Genomic DNA, 16,467 nt, shown 5'->3' with positions numbered 1-16,467 from the left:
CAACCCCCGCCAACCCATGACACAACGCATCAACCACCGAACCCAACGAATCCCCCACATCCAACATCCCGCGCCCGGATCCGGTCCACGTCCCAGAGAGCGCCAGGTATCCAGACATCGGCTACTTCCCTCCGGTCGGCGGCATGTCGTCGCAGGTCGGTTCGACGATGGCCGCACCGAACAGGTCGGCCATCCGGGGTTCACCAAGAATTCGCCGACAGTTCCCCGTTTTAATCCAGCAGGACATAAACAATTAACATCCATTTAACAGAGGCGTCTGCCGTCCAATTCCAATTGCCACGATAACGTGTGAGCGCGCTTATAAACAGTGTGGAGAGGGTGGCCTGGGTGAGTGGGGAGGTCGCCCGTGCGGGTGGCGGCCGCCGGGCCCCTCGGTCGCTCCAGGACGCCGGGAGGCCGGGCGGCGTTCGCCGCCCGGCCGGGGTGTGAGTGCCTCTCGCCGATAAGTTCGTGACACGAACTGGCGGTGTTATCGTGGGCGAATGGCGGAGACCGAGAGTGACCGGATGGGCATCGCCACGGCCTTGGTGCGCTCATCGTTCCTGGTCAACGCCGTGTACGCCGAGTCGAGCCGGGAGTACGGCCTGACCCCTCAGCAGGGGCAGCTCCTGTGCGTCCTGATGCCGCAGCCGTACGGCATGAGCGAGTTGGGCGGTGTGCTGGGCCTGGCCAAGTCGAGCCTGACGGGCCTGGTGGACCGCAGCGCGCAGCGCGGTCTCGTACGCCGCGAGCCGGACCCGGAGGACGCCCGCGCCGTACGCGTCGCACTGACCCCGGAAGGCGCCCGCCTCGCCGAGGAGTTCTACGCCGAGACCACGCGCCGGGTCGAGGGCCTGGCGGGGAACCTCGGCGCGGCCGACCGGCGCACGCTGGCCGTCCTGCTGGGCCACGTCGTCTTCGACAACAAGGTGCCGGTGGTCTTCATGGAGTGCGGCGGAGCGACCTCGGCGCCGCGCTGACCGGGCCCGTCACCGGCGCGTTTCGCGGGGTGCGGTCAGGCCGTGCCGAACAGCGCGGCGAACCGGCCCGTGTACAGGTCGGTGCCCTTGCGCTCGCTCACCGCGGAGGCGGGCAGCACGACCGGGCCGTCGGGGGAGGGCAGCTGGCCCACGCCGCCGTTCGGGCCGAGGGGGAGCAGGATCATCCTGGCCGCGGAAGGCCGGTAGACGGCCGTCGGGTGTTCCCCTCGCATCTGGGCGAGGATGTTCTGTGCCACGACCTCGGCGTGGCGCGTCGCGTGGCCGGCCATCTTGGCCTCATCCAGGTCGGTCAGGTCGCCGATCGCGTAGACGTGGTCGTGGCCGTCGACGTTGAGCGTCTCGGTGACCCGTACCTGCCCGCGCTCGGTGCGCGCCGCGGCCAGGTCGCCGTCGAGGTAGTCGCTGTTCGGGCGTACGCCGTGGCAGCGGAACCAGAGGTCCGCCGAGATCGCCTCGCCGGTGGTGGCGGCGGTGAAGGAGCCCAGCGTGCCCGGCTCGGTCGGGGGCGGGGCGAGCAGTGAGGTGCCCAGGCGCAGCTCCACGCCCAGCGTCTCGAGCTGGCGGCGCAGGTCCGCCCGCATCTGCGGCGTGAAGCCCGGCATCAGTTCACCGGCCGGGTCGATCACCGTGACGTGCTTGTCGGGCCATACCGCCTTGATCTCCCCGGAGAGCTCCAGTCCGACGGGTCCGGCGCCGGTGATCAGTACCCGTGTCGCGTCGGCCAGCTCCTTGTGCGTCGCGCGGAGCCGCTCCAGTGCCTCGCCGGAGCTGTCGGTGTCCATCTTGGCCGGATAGGGGTAGCCCGATCCGGAGGCGAGGACGACGTAGTCGGCGTCCACCCGCCGGCCGGAGGCCAGGGTGACGCCACCGGTGTCCGCCGCGACCGCCCGTTCGTGGACGACCGTGCCGCGCCGGAGCAGCCGGGCGTACGGGAAGAAGATGTTGCCCGCCCAGTCCGGGCGTACGAGCGCGCGCAGTGATCCCGCGGCGTGCACGAACGCGTCCTTGGGCTCCACCAGGACGACGTCGGCCTCCTGGTCCAGCGCCTTGGCGATCGCCGCACCGCCATAGCCTCCGCCGACGACCACGACGGTTCTGCCCATGATTCCCCCTAGGAAAGTATAAGTTCGTGGCACGAACTGTATTAGTTCGTCCCACGAACTTCAATGCCGCGCGGCCGAAGAGGCGGAGATCTCAGGTGGCGTCCCCCGGGAGCCGCGCACGGACGGCCTCCCGCGCCGGGTTCACCGCGCCGCGAGCCGGGGGAACGGGATCACGCCGGGCCGGACGGCCGGTGAACCGTCACACGTCGGCGCCGATACGCCGGGCGAGCTCGGGCGGGAGCGGATAGACGCGCTCGCGGGGGAGCAGGGCGGCGGCCCTGCGGGTGTCGCCGTCGCCGAGCAACCGGCGGATCCGGTGCACCGCCGGGGTCAGGTCGCGGATGTCGAGGACCCACTCGTCGGCGTACCGGTCGATGACGTGCTGGCTGAGCCCCACCTGAATGCTGCGCGCGTCCAGCCGCCGCCCGCGCAGCGTCCGCTCCGGATCCCACTGGACGTGCACCCGGGCCTGCCGGAACTCCGCACGCCACTCGTCGGCGTCGCGGTGGACGCGCCGGTCGGCGTTCGTGAGCACGGCCTGGGACAGCGCCTCCTCCCAGCCCGCACGGGAGATCCGTACGGCGAGGACCATCTCCTGCCCGGCCTTGCGCGCCCAGCCGCTCCGCTCCATCAGCCACAGGAAGGACGGCTTGATCCAGGTCATCCGCGTCCGGGAGAACGGCGGCACGAAACGCCCCTGCTCGACCGCCGGCCGCCCGATGTGCGGCCCGTACGCCTGGTACACGACGATCGACGTACGGTCGTAGTCGGCTCGAATCTCACGCGGTCTCACGGAACGCATGCTGTCCCCGGTGCGGGCGGTGGATCAACCCGATTTCCGCCGAGGTGTCGCGTCGGCGACGTAACCCGGGGGGCGAAGCCGGAATTGCGCGGCCGATCCGTACGGTGGCCGGTGCTCGGCGTGGCGGCGAGGAAGGGCGGGCGCATCTGGGACCTGAGTACGAGACAGGCCTCAGACGGCTGTGGCAGCGGCTCGACCATCGGCTGAACGAGCCCGCGCGGGTGACGCGAAGCGGTGCGGTGAGTCGCAGATCGGACCACCGGGCCTCGTCGGGCGCCGCCGACGGTCATCCTCGGAGCGTGCCACCTCCTCACCCGCCGAGGTCGTCGGTGCCGTCGACGCGCTGGGCGCTCGGCGGGCGCGGTGAACCGTCCCGGATTCCGGTCATGAGGGGCAGGATGTCCTCGCGCAGTCGGCGCTCGTCCGGTGGGCCGCCGTGCAGCATCATGTGCAGGACGATCAGTGCGGGCCCCAGGTCGGCCCGGGTGTCCAGGTCGGGCGTTGAGCCGATGACCCGACGGAGGCGCTCGCGGCCGGCCGCCCGTACCGGGTCGACCTTGGCCTCGCGTACGGCGGCGGCCAGTTCCGAGGCGGGGTCGGTCAGCAGGACCGCGAGCAGCGGGGCGGCACGGTGACCGAGCCCTTCGGCGATCTTCACCAGGCCGGTCAGCAGGTCTTCCAGCGGGTCGTCGGTGGGTTCCACCTCGCGCGTCGCCGCGGCGGTGCGCAACGCGTCGACGACCAGCGCGTACTTGGTCGGCCAGCGTCGGTAGAGGGAGCCCAGCCCGACTCCGGCGTCGCGGGCGACCTCGGCGACGCGGAGCCCGTCGTAGCCGCGGCTGTCGAGCTGGGCCAGCGTCTCGCGGAGTACCGCCTGGTCGACGGCCGGGTCGCGAGGCCGGCCCCGGGCGCGGTCGGTGCTCATTCCACCCAGCTTAACGGAAACGTTGACTTCCGTATTTAGAGGCTGCTATACCGGTAACGGCCGTTATCGTAAACCGGCCGGTGAGAAGGGAACCCTCGATTCCCACCCTCTGCGACCTGCGACGTACGGTTTCCCGGCACGACCGATCAAAGGAGTACGACCATGGATCTCGCCCTTCGCGGCAAGCAGGTTCTGATCACCGGGGCCTCCAAGGGCATCGGCGCGGCGACCGCCGAGGTGTTGGCCGAGGAAGGCTGTCACCTTCACCTCGCGGCGCGCGGTGAGGCCGAACTCCACCGCCTCGCCGGGCGTCTGCGCGCCGATCATCAGGTGAAGGTCGACGTCCATCCGGCCGACCTGCGCGATTCCGGCGACCTCGCGCGGCTCGCGGAGGCGACCGACGGCATCGACATTCTCGTCAACAACGCGGGCGACATCCCCGGAGGATCGCTCGACATGGTCGATGAGGACGCCTGGCGGCACGGCTGGGAGCTGAAGGTGTTCGGCTTCATCAACCTGACGCGGCTCGTCTACGCGCGGATGAAGGCTCGCGGGCACGGGGTCATCGTCAACGACATCGGCGCGGCGGGCGAGGGATTCGACTTCGACTACATCGCCGGCAGTTCCGGCAACGCCGCGCTGATGGCCTTCACCCGCGCTCTGGGCGGGCGGAGCCTGCGCGATGACAACATCCGCGTGGTCGGCGTCAACCCCGGCCCGGTCGAGACCGAGCGGATCATCACCCTGATGAAGACCCGCGCCCGCACGCGTCTCGGCGACGAGGGGCGATACCGCGAGCTGATGGCCGGCCTGCCGCTCGGACGGGCGGCCAAGCCGCGGGAGATCGCCGACGCGATCGCCTTCCTGGCCTCCGAACGATCCGCCTACACCAGCGGCGTCATCTTCACCCTGGACGGCGGCCTGTGTGCGAGGGGCGGCTCCTGACCAAGCGGGCCTAACCGGCCACGCCGGTCGTGGCGACGGCGGCCTCCGGCTTCGCGGGCCGGGGAGCGCGCCGCCACAGGGGGACGGCCAGCGCGACCACGAGAAGGCTGCCGACGCCCGTGACGGCGAACGACCAACCGGTTCCCGCACTGTCGATGAGGAAGCCGGTGATGGGGTTGGCCGCGGCGAGTCCCAAGGTCAGCGCGGTGCTGTGCAGGCCCACGGCCTCGCCGCGGGCGCCGGCGGGCACCCATCCGCTGAGGGTGTCCACCGTGGTGGAGAGGGCGGGGGCGCACAGCATCCCGGAGGGGATCAGCGCCAGACACAGCAGCGGCCACGGGCCGACCAGGCCGACCGGTACGGTGAGCGCGGCCATGCCGCCGATCGTCACCAGCGGGGACAGGCCACGGGACAGCGAGCCGTAGGCGAAGCCGCCGACCAGCGACGACAGGCTCCACACGCCGATGGCCAGGCCGGTCCATCGGGTGGCCTCGCCGGCCTTGAGCACCGCGACCAGGTTGAGCTCCGTCGCGGTCAGCACGAAGGCCGCCGCGAACGTCACCCCGAGCAGGGCGAACAGCGCGGGGGTCAGCCACTGCCGCCGGGGGACGACGGTGGAGGCCGCCGCGGATTCCTCTCCGCCGCGCGTCGCCGGGTTCAGCAGCAGCAGGGCCGTACCGGATCCGACCAGGCCCAGTCCCACGAGAGCCATGGTCCGGTCGCTGCCGAGCGCCGTCGTGGCGGCGACCGCGACGGCCGGGCCGACCATGTAGCTCACCTCGACGAGCATCGCGTCGAGCGCGAACGCGGCACGGCGCCGATCGGCTGGAACGGCCGCGGCCAGGCACTGGCGGATCACGTTGAACACCGGCAGCGCCAGCACCCCGGCGGCGAACGCGCCGGCGGCCAGCGGCCAGTACGGCAGGAACGCGGCCGATGACCAGAAGACCAGCTGGGCGACCGTGGTGACCGCCACCACCGGCCGCAGGCCGTACCGGTCCACGAACCGCCCGGTGATCGGCGCGCCGAGGGCCGTGCCGCCCGTCGAGGCGGCGCCGACCAGGCCCGCCGGGAGGAAGCCGAGGTGCATGCCGTTGACCACGTGCAGGGTCAGGGTCACCCCGATGGCGATGACGGGGATGCGGGCGAGGATGCCGACGAGCAGCAGCGGCCGGACCCCCGGAACCGCCAGCACGCGTCGGTAAGGTTCAAAAGCCACTGCGGTTACTTACCTCCGCCGCGGATTGTCGCAGTGGCCGCCGCGAGAGGGAAATGAATATTCGGCCGGAGGCGCCCCCGGGCTCACCGGCTCCCGAGCACCGCCTGAAGGAGGCCGGGGAACCGCTCCTCCATGTCGTCGCGGCGCACTCTGACGATCCGCTGGCGTCCTTCGACGAACGTCCTGGTCAGGCCCGCCTCGCGCAGGACGCGGTAGTGGTGGGAGATGGTCGGGTTGCTCAGCCCGAGGTCGGCCTCCTGTGCGAGCACGGAGCAGTCGATCGGGTCCGGCCTCTGGTACAGCGCGGTCATGAGCGCCCGCCTGCCGGGATCGGCGAGCGCGCTGAGGATGACGGTGAGGTCGAAGGAGTCGGCCGAGGGCTCGGGCAGCGTGCGCGGCATCCGTCGCCTCCTCCCAATTGTTTGACGCGCATCGAATCATAGCCTAGCGTCCCATCATGTGATGAATCGACAACCATCGAACGAACTTGGCGTCTGGCGCCTGCTGATCCTCGCCGTCGGTACGTTCGCGCTCGGCGTCGACGGCTTCGTGCTGCCGGGCCTGCTGCCTCACGTCGCCGCGGACCTGTCGGTGAGCCTCGCCACCGCCGGCCAGCTGACCACCGCGTTCGCGGTCGCCTACGCCGTCGGATCACCGATCATCGCCACCGCGACCGGCCGGATGGACCGCCGCGTGGTCATCGGCGCGGGAATGTTCGCCTTCCTGGCCGGCATGGTCCTGCAGGCCGCCGGCCCCTCATACGCGGTCGTGCTGGCCGGCCGCATCGTCGCCGGGCTCGGCGCGGCGGCGTTCCAGGCCAACGCCTTCGCCGTCGCCGGTGTGCTGTCCCGGCCGGACCGCAGAGCCCGGTCGTTCGCGGTGATCGGCGCGGGTTCCAGCCTGGCCTCGGTGCTGGGCGTGCCCTTCGGGCTGCTGATCGGGCAGTGGCTGGGCTGGCGGGGGGCGATGTGGACGATCGCCGCGCTCGCGGCCGTCGCCGCGGTGCTCGCCGCGGCGGGTCTGCCCTCCGTCACCCTGCCCGCGACGTCACTGCGCAGTAGGCTCGCGGTGCTCGTCAACCCGCGCATCCTGATCCTCCTCGTCGTCAGCGCGCTCACGCTCGCGCCGCTCTACCTGGTGTCGGCGTACGCCGCGGTCGTCGTCGGGGTGAGCACCTCGGCCGGCTACGCCGTCCTGGTCGCGCTGTTCGTCTTCGGGACGGGCTTCTTCCTCGGCAACCGCCTGGTCGGACGGTTCGCCGACCGGTTCGAGTCCCTCACGTCCCTCACCGCCGCGCTGATCGTGGCGATCTGCGCGAACGTCGTCCTGAGCGTCGTCCAGCACTGGTTCGTGCCGACCCTCGTCGCGCTGTTCGTCCTCGGCATCGTCGGCTCCTTCCTGTTCATCCCCCAGGCGAACCGGGTGTTCGTCGCGGGCGGCGACGTCGCCGCCGTCGCGCTCAGCCTGAACGGGGCGATGGCCTACGTGGGCACGGCCGCCGGCGCGACTCTCGGCGGTGTGGTGCTCTCGGTCGCGGGCGCGCTCTGGCTGGCCCCGGCCGCCGCCGTGGTCGCCGCCGTCGTGCTCGGCGTCACCTGGCTGACGGCGCCGGAGCGTCGTACGGTGGCCGGCCGCCCGGAACCCGCGACGGAGGCCGTGTCCGAAGCCGCCCAGCCGTGAGGCGACCGTACGAACCGGGCATTCAGCATCTTCGGCATGCGTGCCGTTCATCTGGAGCGGGTGGGGGATCCGGCGAGGGTCCGGGAGGTGGACGTGCCGTCGTACACACGTGAGGTGTTCTCCGGCGCGCTGGCCTACGACCTGCCCGTTCCGCTGGTGCCCGGGCCGACCTGCGTCGGGGTGGTGGACCAGGTCGCCGAGGACGTGTTCCACCTGAACCGCGGCGACGTCGTGCCGTGCAACTCGTTCTACTCCTCCGGCGACGCCGACGGTGCGGACGACATCCTGATCGGCTGGACCGGGAACGGCACGGAGCGTTCGGCCCGGATACAGCGGATCTGGCGGCGGGCGCCGACGTCCACCTGGTGCTCGACGTCATCGCGTACACGCCGACCCCGGATCCCACGCCGGCCTGCCTCGACGCACTGTCACCCGGGGATGCGGCGATGCTGGTCGGCGGCCTCCGGCACGACCTCCGCCGGCAGCTGACGATCCGCGGCTCGTTCATGTTCGGCGCCGAGACCGTCTCCGAGCTCTGGCAGCACGTACGCTCCGGCGCGCTGGACCTGTCCGCGGTCACCGCCGACCGGTTCGACCTGGACACCTTCCACGAGGGCGTGGAGAGGACTCATCGGCCTGGAGTACGCCGTCCTGCTCCCCTGACCCGGGTGGTCAGAGGAGGGCGAACCGCTGGGCGAACGCGGACATCTCCTCGCGTTGGCGGTCTGGTTCGGCGGTGGTGACGCCGACGACGATGCGCGTCACGCCCTGTGCGGCGAGCGCCTCGACCTGTTCGGCGGTCATGTCGATCGACCCCCATCGCGTGAACTCCAGCGCCTCGGGGTCACGGCCGGCCTCGACCGCGGCCGACCGGGCGAGGTCCATCCGGGCGGCGTGTTCGTCCGGGGTGAGCGCACCGCCGGGGAAGTAACCGTCACCGCGCCGGCCGGCGCGGCGCGCGGCCGCCCGGCTCGACCCGCCGACGTGGATCGGCAGCTCGGCGACCTCGAACGGCTTGGGGAAGCTGCACAGGTCCTCGAAGGCGAAGAACTCGCCGTCGAAACCGACGCCGTCCTCGCCGCCGGCCCAGAGCAGCCGCAACACGTCGATCGCCTCGTCGGCGCGGCGGCCACGGCTCTTGAAGTCGACCCCGGCCGCGCGCGCCTCACCCGGCAGGGTGCCAAGGCCCACGGTCAGCAGTCGCATCCGCCCCCGGGACAGGACGTCGATGGTCGCCAGGCGCTTGGCGAGGACCACCGGGTGGTGGTACGGCAGGAGCAGCACGCCCGTGCCGAGCAGGATTCGCCGCGTGCCCGCGGCGACGAAGCTCAGGCAGTCGAGCGGGTCGGCGAAGGGCAGCGACGGCGGGATCTCGGCGGTCCCGAGCGTCGCACCGGGATACAGCGCGATGTGCTCTGGGAGGTAGAGAGCCTCGAAGCCGCAGTCCTCGGCGTGCCGGGCGAAGGCCGTGATCCGCTCGGGATCGATACCGTGGTAGGGCGTGCTGTAGCTGATCGCGAACTTCATTCCATTTCCTTCCGGCCGGTCGGCCGAAAGCGGACCGCCGGCCCCGAGCCGATTCGTCTAGGAATCGGCCTGATCGTCGTGCGCTGAGGGGCTCACTCCGCCCAAGAGGCGGCCGGTGGTGACCTGGCGCCGTGGGGCCGCAGCCCGGCGGGGAGCGTCGTCCCCCTCCGCGGGGAACAGGTCGCAGCCGGGGCAGGTGTAGGTCAGCTGGGCGGCGACCTCGGCCCGGCGCCGGATCAGAGCGCGGATCTCCGCGTCGATCTCGGCGAGCTTGCGCCGCGAGACGGCGACCGACTCCGGGCACGAGCCACCGGCTTCGTGGCCCGCCCGCAGGCAGTCCACGAACGGCCGGGCGTCCTCCAGCGTGAAACCCACCGCCAGCAGTGAGCGGATCTCGGCGACCAGCCGGACGTCGGACTCGTCGTACTGCCGGTAGCCGTTGGTCCCACGCCGTGCCGAGATCAGCCCCTGCTGCTCGTAGTAGCGCAGTGCGCGTGCGCTCACACCGGCCCGTTCGGCCAGCTCACCGATCCGCATCGGCTCCTCCCCGTTCACGGGCACTCCTTCGCTGGGGGAGTGACCCGCGCTCGTTCATGGCGTCAGCGACGTTACCCCTTGACACCGACGTCAAGGTCAAGCCCGGAAAGTGCCGCGTGGGCCGGACGGCCGTACCCGTCCGGCCCGGGGCGAACCTCAGTCCGACCAGTCGGCGATGCGGGCGCCGGCCTGGAAACGAAGCCCTGGATCGGCGTAGCGGGCCTCGGGCACCGCGTAGAGCATCGCGACGCCGAGGTTCTGCGCGTGGTAGCCGGACACGAGCTTGGCGATCTCCGGCCCGGTGGCCGGCAGGCCTCCCCGCGCCAGCGCCATGCCGATCTCGGTGATGAGCCGGGGGTCGTTCGCTGTCATGGTGCCTCTCCTCGGGGTCAGACCGCCGCGGCCGTCGCGGCGGCGGAGTCGTCGGCCATGGCCGGGACGCGGCGATGCCAGTCGGTGGCCTGCTGGAACGCGTCGCCGGCCGCCAGGATGGTCGCCTCCGCGAAGGCCGGCCCGGCGAACTGCATCGACAGCGGAAGACCCGCTCCGGTGAAGCCCATCGGCAGGGCGAGGACCGGGTTGCCGACGCAGTCCCAGTACTGGGTGAAGATGAACTCGAACATCGCCTCGACGTCGATGGTGCCTTCGGCGTCGGTGATGTCGTTGTAGCGCGGGGCGGGCAGGGCCGTGGTGGGGCAGACGATGACGTCCACCTCCTCGAACAGCCGCGCCACCGCGTCCTGGGCGACCCGCCGTACGCGCTGGGCCTGGACGTAGTCCGCGCCGGAGACGAGCGCACCCCGGGCGAGCAGGAGACGCGTGGAGGCGAAGTAGTCCGCCCACCGTTCGACCAGGTCGTTCCGGTGGTACGCGAGTGCCTCGGCGCACATGGTGACGAGGTTGGCGGTCAGCATCTCGTCCCAGTACGGCAGCGCGACCTCGGTCAGGGTGGCGCCGAGAGAGGTGAGCGTGGCGAGCGCCTCGTCGAAGACGGGGCCGAGCGTGGGATCGGACCGCTCGGGGAAGTGGTGCTCGCGGACGACCCCGATCCGCAGGCCGTTCAGGGAGCCGCCGAAGTCCGGCGGGGAGAGCGGGAGGTCGACGCAGTCCGGGTCGCTGGGGTGGTGCCCGGCGATCACCTCCAGGACGCTCGCGCAGTCGCGGGCGCTGCGGGCGAGCGGGCCCACGTGGTCGAGGCTGTACCCGAGCGGCGCACAGCCGGACTTGGGCACCCGGCCGAAGGTCGGCATCAGGCCGGTGACCCCGCAGAACGCCGCCGGTATGCGGATGCTGCCCGCCGTGTCGGTGCCGAGCCCGGCGAAGAACATCCCGGCCGCGACGCCGTTGCCGGTACCCGAGCTGGAGCCGCCGGGCCAGGTCTGCGGGTCCCAGGGGTTGCGCGGGATCGGGAAGGGCTTGGTGGGGTCGACCATGCCGCAGGCGAACTCCATGGTGGTGACCTTTCCGGTGATGACCGCGCCGGCGGCCTTCAACCGGGCGACGACCGGCGCGTCCCGGCCCGCGCCCCACGCCGGATCGAGGATGAGGCTCTGCGCCGTCGTCGGCCCCTCCGCGGCGGCGAGGATGTCCTTGACCCCGAAGGGGATCCCGTGCAGTGGGCCGCGGTCGAGACCCTTGGCCAGTTCGGCGTCGGCGCGCTCGGCGGCGGCGAGCGCGGTGTCGTCGAAGCGGGCGAGGTACGTGCCGAGCTCTGCGTCGAGCCGGTCGGCCCGCGCGATCGCGGCCTCGGTCAGTTCGGTGCTCGTGACGGCGCCGGAACGCAGAGCGGCGGCGGCGTCGGTCAGCGTGACGGGAATGGGCATGGGGATCCCTTCAGTACCTCGTGAACTGGGGAGATGCGGTTATCCACAGGAAGGCGCACGCCTTCCCCGGCTGCGGTGCCGGGCTGGACAATGGAAGTGGGGTCGCCCCCCGGGCGGGCGGGGGTTTGCCGGGCCGGGGTTGCCGGGCGGGGGTTTGCTGGGAGGGGGCTCGCGGGCCGGGATTTGGCGGGTGGGGGTCGTCAGGCGCCGGATGTGTGTCCGCGTACGGCTCGGGACACGAAGAGGAAGCGGTCGCCGCGCGTGTGGATGTGGGCCAGGTCGAAGGCGCGTCCGGCCGCGTCGCGGATCACCTGTTCGATCGTGATCAGCGGTGCGCCCTCGGTGACGTCGAGCAGCGGGGCCGTGGTGGCGTCGGCGGGTGCGCAGCCGACGACGAACTCCGACTCGTCGAGGCCGATGCCGGCGTCCCGCAGCAGGGCGTACCAGTCGGAGTCGAACGGCATGGCGAGCAGCCGTTCGGCCTCGGGGAACAGCACATAGTTCGTGGCCAGCGCGGTCGGCTCCTCGTCGAGAAGTGCGATGTACTCCAGGCGCAGGCACGGGACGCCGGGCGGCGCGCCGAGGCGTTCGGCGGCGATGGCGGGCAGTGGGATGGTCGAGCGGTCGAGCACCCGTGGACGCATCCGGCGGTTGAAGACGCTGTCCACCCGGGGGTCGGCCGCGCCGTGCGCCTCGGCCAGCCGGGCGAGGACGGCGTGCACGACGATGTGGGTGCCGACGCCCTGCCTGCGGTCGATGAGTCCCTCGCGTCGGAGCAGGGCCAGTGCCTCGCGTACGACCGCCCTGGTCGCACCGTAGGAGGCCATCAGCTCCGGCTCGCCGGGCAGTTGCCCGCCGGGAAAACCGCCGCGCAGGACCGCCGAGCGCAACAGGTCGCGGAGACGCCGGACGTGAGCGTCGTGGGTCCCTCCCGGCCCGTACGGCGCTGCCACCATGGGCGGGGACATTACGGACAGGTCGTTTCGCGGGGATTCCGGCGTTGTTACTCGATCATTACGTGGCCAGGTCAGCAGTGCCGTGCCCATGGGTCAGCCGACCTCCTCGGTGGCCGCGCCGACCGGGGCGGACATCGTACGGGCGGGAGTCGTGGGCATGCCGAGCGGTACGGGGCCGCCGCCGGGCCGCCAGGCGCTGGGTTTGCACCGGTCGCGGCAGGAGCCCTCGGTGGAACAGCAGAGCGAGCAGATCGTCCCGCCGTGGTACGGGCAGGTGGCCATGTCGGCGGCGTCGTACGAGCCCGCGCAGACCGTGCACGGCAGTTCCTCCTCGCCGTCCGGCAGTTCGCTGGTCCGCGCGATGTACCAGCGGCCCCGGGTCACCGCCGCGATGACGGGAGGCAGGACGAGCGCCAGCACCAGGGCGATGAAGGGGGACAGCGCCTCGGCGGTCGCGCCGAAGGCCCCGTAGTAGGCGACGATCGCGGCCGTCGCCGCGATCACCATGGAGCCGAAGCCCACCGGGTTCACGTTGTAGAGGTGGGCACGCCGGAACTCGATGTGCGCCGGGGAGAGCTTGAGCAGCCGCTTGTTGATGAGCAGGTCCGCGGCGAGTGCGGCGATCCAGGCGATGCCGATGTTCGCGTACCAGGCGAGGACCGTGACGATGTGGTGGTAGACGTCCAGCTCCATGAGCACCAGCGCCAGCCCGACCTGCAAGAACACCCACGCGGCACGGCCCGGATGACGGTGCAGCAGCCGGGAGAAGAAGTTCGACCACGACAGCGAGCCCGAGTAGGTGTTCATGATGTTGATCTTGATCTGGGAGAGCAGGACCAGCAGGCCCGCGAGGACCAGCGCGGCGGTGTGGTTCCCGGTCAGCCGCTGGTAGACGACGGTGAACAGCTCCACCGGCTCGGCCGCCCGGTCTGGGGTGGTCTGCGTCTCGGCGTAGCCGACCAGCAGGGTCGACGCGAAGAAGATGACGACGGCGAACAGGGTCAGGCCCGGGCCGCCGAGGATGACCGCGAGCCGCCACCGGCCCGCGCGGCCGGGCCGGGAGTCGGGCATGAGCCGCAGGTAGTCGCCCTGCTCGCCGACCTGCGCGGCGAGAGACAGCTGGGCGGCGGCGATGGTGAAGACGGCCAGTACGGTCACGCCGGTGGCCGTCGCCGCGGGGATGTGCGGGTGGACCATGGTGTGCGCGGAGTGCGGGGCGGTCGCCGCGGACCCCAGCGCGACGCCGATGAGCGCCACCCACAGCGGCCAGGTCCACGCCTGGAACTTCGCGGTGAAGCTCATGCCGTAGACGGTGAGCGGGATCATCACGAGCGCGACGACGGCGTAGGAGACGTGCAGCTCGAGGTGTGTGAGAGCGGTCAGCGCCTGCGCCATGATCGCGCCCTCGTAGGCGAGGAAGATGAGCGTGTACGTGGCGTAGACGAGTGAGGTGAGCGTCGAGCCGAGGTACCCGAAGCCGGCGCCCCGGGTCAGCAGGTCGATGTCGATGTGCTTGCGGGCGATCGCGAAGGCGGCGGTGAGGGTCAGCGGGAACGTCACCGCGGTGGCGACCGCGAACCCGAGCAGTGCGTTGCCGAACCCGAACGCGTTGACGAACGCGGCGTCGAGGGCGTAACCGGCCATGGCCGACAACCCGGCCAGACAGCTGAGAAAGATCATCCATGGTGACCAGGAACGGAAGGCGCTCGGCGCGTATCGGAGGGAGTAGTCCTCCAGCGCCGGATTGTCCGCGAGATCCATATCGCTCCCTTGTGCGTGGAACCTGCGGGAACGCTAAGGACCACCCGTTGCCACCTGATGACGCGGTGATTGCGCGCTGTTACGCCGGAAGCAGGCCGTTGTGACGTGCGAAGACGTGCCGAGCGACGTCGGATGCGCCGCCTTCACGGGGGTTCGGCCGCGGATCGTCGGTCACTCGCGCTCGTGGAGTCCTCGGACGAGCAGGAGCAGCTCGCCCTGACGGCAGCCCTCACAGCAGGAGGCCGCCGGTGACGCGCAGGTTCTGGCCGGTGATCCAGTGCGAGTCGGGTCCGGCGAGGAACGCGATGACATCGGCGATGTCGGCGGGGTGACCGAGCCGCCGCAGGGCGGTGAGCGCGGCGGTCTGTTCCAGGGCCTCGGGCGGGTTCGACGCACGGAACAGGTCGGTCTCGGTCGCGCCGGGGGAGACGGTGTTGACGGTGATCCCGCGCTCGCCGAACTCCCGCGCGGCGACGGCGGTGAACTGCTCCAGCGCGGCCTTGCTCGCGCAGTACAGGGCGTGGCCGGGCGCCGGCAGTACGGTGTTGAGCGTCGAGATGTTGATGACGCGGCCGCCGTCGCGCAGCGCGGACGCGGCCCGTCGCATCGCGAGCAGCGGAAACAGCGCGTTGACGGTCATCACGCGTTCGAACTCCCGGGCGGTGACGTCCGCGATCGGGGCACGCGGGTTGATGGCCGCGTTGTTGACGAGAATGTCCAGGCCGTCGCTCACCGGCGCGAACAGCGCCTCGATCGCGGCGGTGTCCTCCTGGTCGGCGCGTACGGCGGTGACGCCGTCGAGGTGGGCGGCGAGCTCGTCGGCCTCCGCCTGGTTCTCTTTGTAGCTGAACACGACGGTGGCGCCGTCGCGTGCGAGGCGCCGCACGATGGCCTGGCCGATTCCCCGCGAGCCGCCCGTCACGATCGCCGTCTTTCCGGTGAGCGTCATGGCCCGGGACACTAGGGCGCGCGCTGCTCGACGTCTTGAAGGAATGCGAACAGTTCGGTGGGCGTGACGCCGCTCATCGCCCGTACCTCGCGGGTGAAGTGCGGCTGGTCGGCGAACCCGCCGGCGGCGGCCGCCGCGGCGAGCGTGGCGGACGGCCTGCTCAGCGCGTACGCGGCGTGCTGGAAGCGGGTGATCCGGGCCACCGTCTTCGGCGGGAGGCCGATCTGGCGGCGGAACCCGAGCTCCAGGTACCGGCGGCTCGCTCCGAGCTCACCGGCGAGCGCCTCGATCGTGAGGCGGCCCGCCGGCTCCTGCAACCGCCACCACGCGCGCGTCACCAGCGCGTCCGGTGTCCGGTCCGGGGCCAGCCAGGCGCTCAGCCGGTCGTCGAGGATGGCGAACCGCGCCGCCCAGTCCGGCGCCTCGCCCAGCTCGTCCACCAGCGGGCCGGTACGGCGGCCGAGCAGGTCCTCCAGCGGGCCGGTGGCCTCGGTCAGCTCGCTCATCGGCAGCCCGAGCAGCGCGAACACACCGGCAGGTGTCAGCCCGAACGCCACCCCACGCCGCCAGCCGTCCTCGTACACGGCGGGAGTGGCGCGTGGACCGGAGACCAGCCGTACGGGCCCGGCGAAGTCGATGATCACAGTCGTCTGGGCCAGCGGGAAGAACCGCCGCCGCGACGGCCCGGGCCGCGTCCGGAAGCCGGAGTACCCCGTGACGAACGGGCGCAGCCGCCGCTCCGGCAGGCGTGCGACCGCCCGGCACGGCCCCGCCCCCGAGTCCGCCATCGCCGAATGGATCTGGATCACGGGCCCATCCTGGCCGGTCGGCCACCGCGGACAGAAGCCCTGAGGTACGTGGGCCCGCGCTCGTGTCAGTCGGAGGTCTCCTGGACACGCGCTTGGAACTGTTCGCGGGCCCAGATGAACCAGTCGCGGCGCATCGCGAGGAAACGCTTGCCGTACTCCATGGTCAACCGGCCGTTGTCGGCCAGCCCGCCCCCGGCCTCCCACGGCACGATGCTCTCCAGATGCTCCAGCTCCTTGATGCGCTCGGCCAGCGCGTCGGCCACCCCGCCGAGGTAGCCCATGGCCTCATCGGGCTCCACCTCGTTGAGGAAGAAGACGCGCAGCAGCGACTCGTCCCGGGGGTTCGGCTTCGGCGGGACGGCGACCAGCCAGCGGCGCAGCTCCGCCCGTCCGGCTTCGGTGATCGCGTACTCCTTGCGGCGGCGGGCGC

18 protein-coding genes are annotated in these 16,467 nt (G+C 71.6%); 4 read left to right on the top strand and 14 right to left on the bottom strand.

Annotated elements, in window-relative coordinates; all coding sequences use genetic code 11:
• The first annotated feature begins 503 nt into the window (after positions 1 to 503).
• Complete coding sequence (locus ACFFNX_RS21040; protein WP_378204722.1) at positions 504 to 980, top strand: MarR family winged helix-turn-helix transcriptional regulator; 477 nt, start codon at positions 504 to 506, stop codon at positions 978 to 980.
• Between the two features lie 35 nt (positions 981 to 1,015).
• On the opposite strand, the gene ACFFNX_RS21035 is transcribed toward ACFFNX_RS21040, so the two are convergent.
• The 3 genes from ACFFNX_RS21035 to ACFFNX_RS21025 all read right to left on the bottom strand — a co-directional run bounded on the left by ACFFNX_RS21035 (position 1,016) and on the right by ACFFNX_RS21025 (position 3,831).
• Positions 1,016 to 2,104, bottom strand: coding sequence for an NAD(P)/FAD-dependent oxidoreductase (locus tag ACFFNX_RS21035; protein ID WP_378204720.1), 1,089 nt, complete (start codon positions 2,102 to 2,104; stop codon positions 1,016 to 1,018).
• A gap of 199 nt (positions 2,105 to 2,303) precedes the next feature.
• The gene (locus ACFFNX_RS21030) at positions 2,304 to 2,906 is read right to left on the bottom strand and encodes a DUF4291 domain-containing protein (protein ID WP_378204717.1); all 603 of its coding nucleotides are present in this window, start codon (positions 2,904 to 2,906) and stop codon (positions 2,304 to 2,306) included.
• A gap of 310 nt (positions 2,907 to 3,216) precedes the next feature.
• Positions 3,217 to 3,831 carry a TetR/AcrR family transcriptional regulator gene (locus ACFFNX_RS21025; protein WP_378204714.1) on the bottom strand — a complete coding sequence of 205 codons (615 nt, stop codon included), beginning with the start codon at positions 3,829 to 3,831 and terminating at the stop codon, positions 3,217 to 3,219.
• 162 nt (positions 3,832 to 3,993) lie between these two features.
• Here ACFFNX_RS21025 and ACFFNX_RS21020 point away from each other — a divergent pair, with 162 nt between their 5' ends.
• Complete coding sequence (locus tag ACFFNX_RS21020; protein WP_378204711.1) at positions 3,994 to 4,776, top strand: SDR family oxidoreductase; 783 nt, start codon at positions 3,994 to 3,996, stop codon at positions 4,774 to 4,776.
• Positions 4,777 to 4,786: 10 nt separating this feature from the next.
• Here ACFFNX_RS21020 and ACFFNX_RS21015 read toward each other — a convergent pair whose 3' ends face one another.
• Both ACFFNX_RS21015 and ACFFNX_RS21010 read right to left on the bottom strand, forming a co-directional pair.
• The gene (locus tag ACFFNX_RS21015; protein WP_378204708.1) at positions 4,787 to 5,971 is read right to left on the bottom strand and encodes an MFS transporter; all 1,185 of its coding nucleotides are present in this window, start codon (positions 5,969 to 5,971) and stop codon (positions 4,787 to 4,789) included.
• A gap of 107 nt (positions 5,972 to 6,078) precedes the next feature.
• Positions 6,079 to 6,396, bottom strand: a complete 318-nt coding sequence (locus ACFFNX_RS21010; RefSeq protein ID WP_378204705.1) for an ArsR/SmtB family transcription factor — start codon at positions 6,394 to 6,396, stop codon at positions 6,079 to 6,081.
• 61 nt (positions 6,397 to 6,457) lie between these two features.
• Here ACFFNX_RS21010 and ACFFNX_RS21005 point away from each other — a divergent pair, with 61 nt between their 5' ends.
• Together ACFFNX_RS21005 and ACFFNX_RS21000 are read left to right on the top strand one after the other, a co-directional pair.
• Complete coding sequence (locus ACFFNX_RS21005) at positions 6,458 to 7,675, top strand: MFS transporter (protein WP_378204702.1); 1,218 nt, start codon at positions 6,458 to 6,460, stop codon at positions 7,673 to 7,675.
• A gap of 36 nt (positions 7,676 to 7,711) precedes the next feature.
• Positions 7,712 to 8,164 carry a hypothetical protein gene (locus tag ACFFNX_RS21000; protein WP_378204699.1) on the top strand — a complete coding sequence of 151 codons (453 nt, stop codon included), beginning with the start codon at positions 7,712 to 7,714 and terminating at the stop codon, positions 8,162 to 8,164.
• Between the two features lie 183 nt (positions 8,165 to 8,347).
• Here ACFFNX_RS21000 and ACFFNX_RS20995 read toward each other — a convergent pair whose 3' ends face one another.
• From ACFFNX_RS20995 to ACFFNX_RS20955, 9 genes are all read right to left on the bottom strand, one after another.
• Positions 8,348 to 9,202 carry a TIGR03619 family F420-dependent LLM class oxidoreductase gene (locus ACFFNX_RS20995; protein ID WP_378204696.1) on the bottom strand — a complete coding sequence of 285 codons (855 nt, stop codon included), beginning with the start codon at positions 9,200 to 9,202 and terminating at the stop codon, positions 8,348 to 8,350.
• A gap of 57 nt (positions 9,203 to 9,259) precedes the next feature.
• Positions 9,260 to 9,757, bottom strand: a complete 498-nt coding sequence (locus ACFFNX_RS20990) for a MerR family transcriptional regulator (protein ID WP_378204693.1) — start codon at positions 9,755 to 9,757, stop codon at positions 9,260 to 9,262.
• 138 nt (positions 9,758 to 9,895) lie between these two features.
• Positions 9,896 to 10,111 carry a hypothetical protein gene (locus ACFFNX_RS20985; protein WP_378204690.1) on the bottom strand — a complete coding sequence of 72 codons (216 nt, stop codon included), beginning with the start codon at positions 10,109 to 10,111 and terminating at the stop codon, positions 9,896 to 9,898.
• Between the two features lie 17 nt (positions 10,112 to 10,128).
• The gene (locus ACFFNX_RS20980) at positions 10,129 to 11,562 is read right to left on the bottom strand and encodes an amidase (protein WP_378204688.1); all 1,434 of its coding nucleotides are present in this window, start codon (positions 11,560 to 11,562) and stop codon (positions 10,129 to 10,131) included.
• 200 nt (positions 11,563 to 11,762) lie between these two features.
• Positions 11,763 to 12,518 (bottom strand): GntR family transcriptional regulator, encoded by a 756-nt coding sequence (locus ACFFNX_RS20975; RefSeq protein WP_378204685.1) that lies wholly within the window; start codon positions 12,516 to 12,518, stop codon positions 11,763 to 11,765.
• Between the two features lie 93 nt (positions 12,519 to 12,611).
• Entirely contained in the window at positions 12,612 to 14,279 is a 1,668-nt protein-coding gene (locus tag ACFFNX_RS20970) for a purine-cytosine permease family protein (protein WP_378204682.1), read from the bottom strand.
• 229 nt (positions 14,280 to 14,508) lie between these two features.
• A complete protein-coding gene (locus ACFFNX_RS20965; RefSeq protein ID WP_378204680.1) occupies positions 14,509 to 15,228 on the bottom strand; it encodes an SDR family oxidoreductase in 720 nt (239 codons plus the stop codon).
• Positions 15,229 to 15,239: 11 nt separating this feature from the next.
• Complete coding sequence (locus ACFFNX_RS20960; protein WP_378204677.1) at positions 15,240 to 16,037, bottom strand: helix-turn-helix transcriptional regulator; 798 nt, start codon at positions 16,035 to 16,037, stop codon at positions 15,240 to 15,242.
• Between the two features lie 65 nt (positions 16,038 to 16,102).
• On the bottom strand, positions 16,103 to 16,467 hold a 365-nt coding region (locus ACFFNX_RS20955), incomplete at its 5' end, for a virulence activator alpha C-terminal domain-containing protein (protein WP_512699856.1).

Source organism: Actinoallomurus acaciae (assembly GCF_042429965.1).
In the GTDB taxonomy this organism is placed as follows: Bacteria; Actinomycetota; Actinomycetes; order Streptosporangiales; family Streptosporangiaceae; genus Actinoallomurus; species Actinoallomurus acaciae.
The sequence above is the reverse complement of the archived record's forward strand: the minus strand, read 5'-3'. Positions and strand labels throughout refer to the sequence as shown.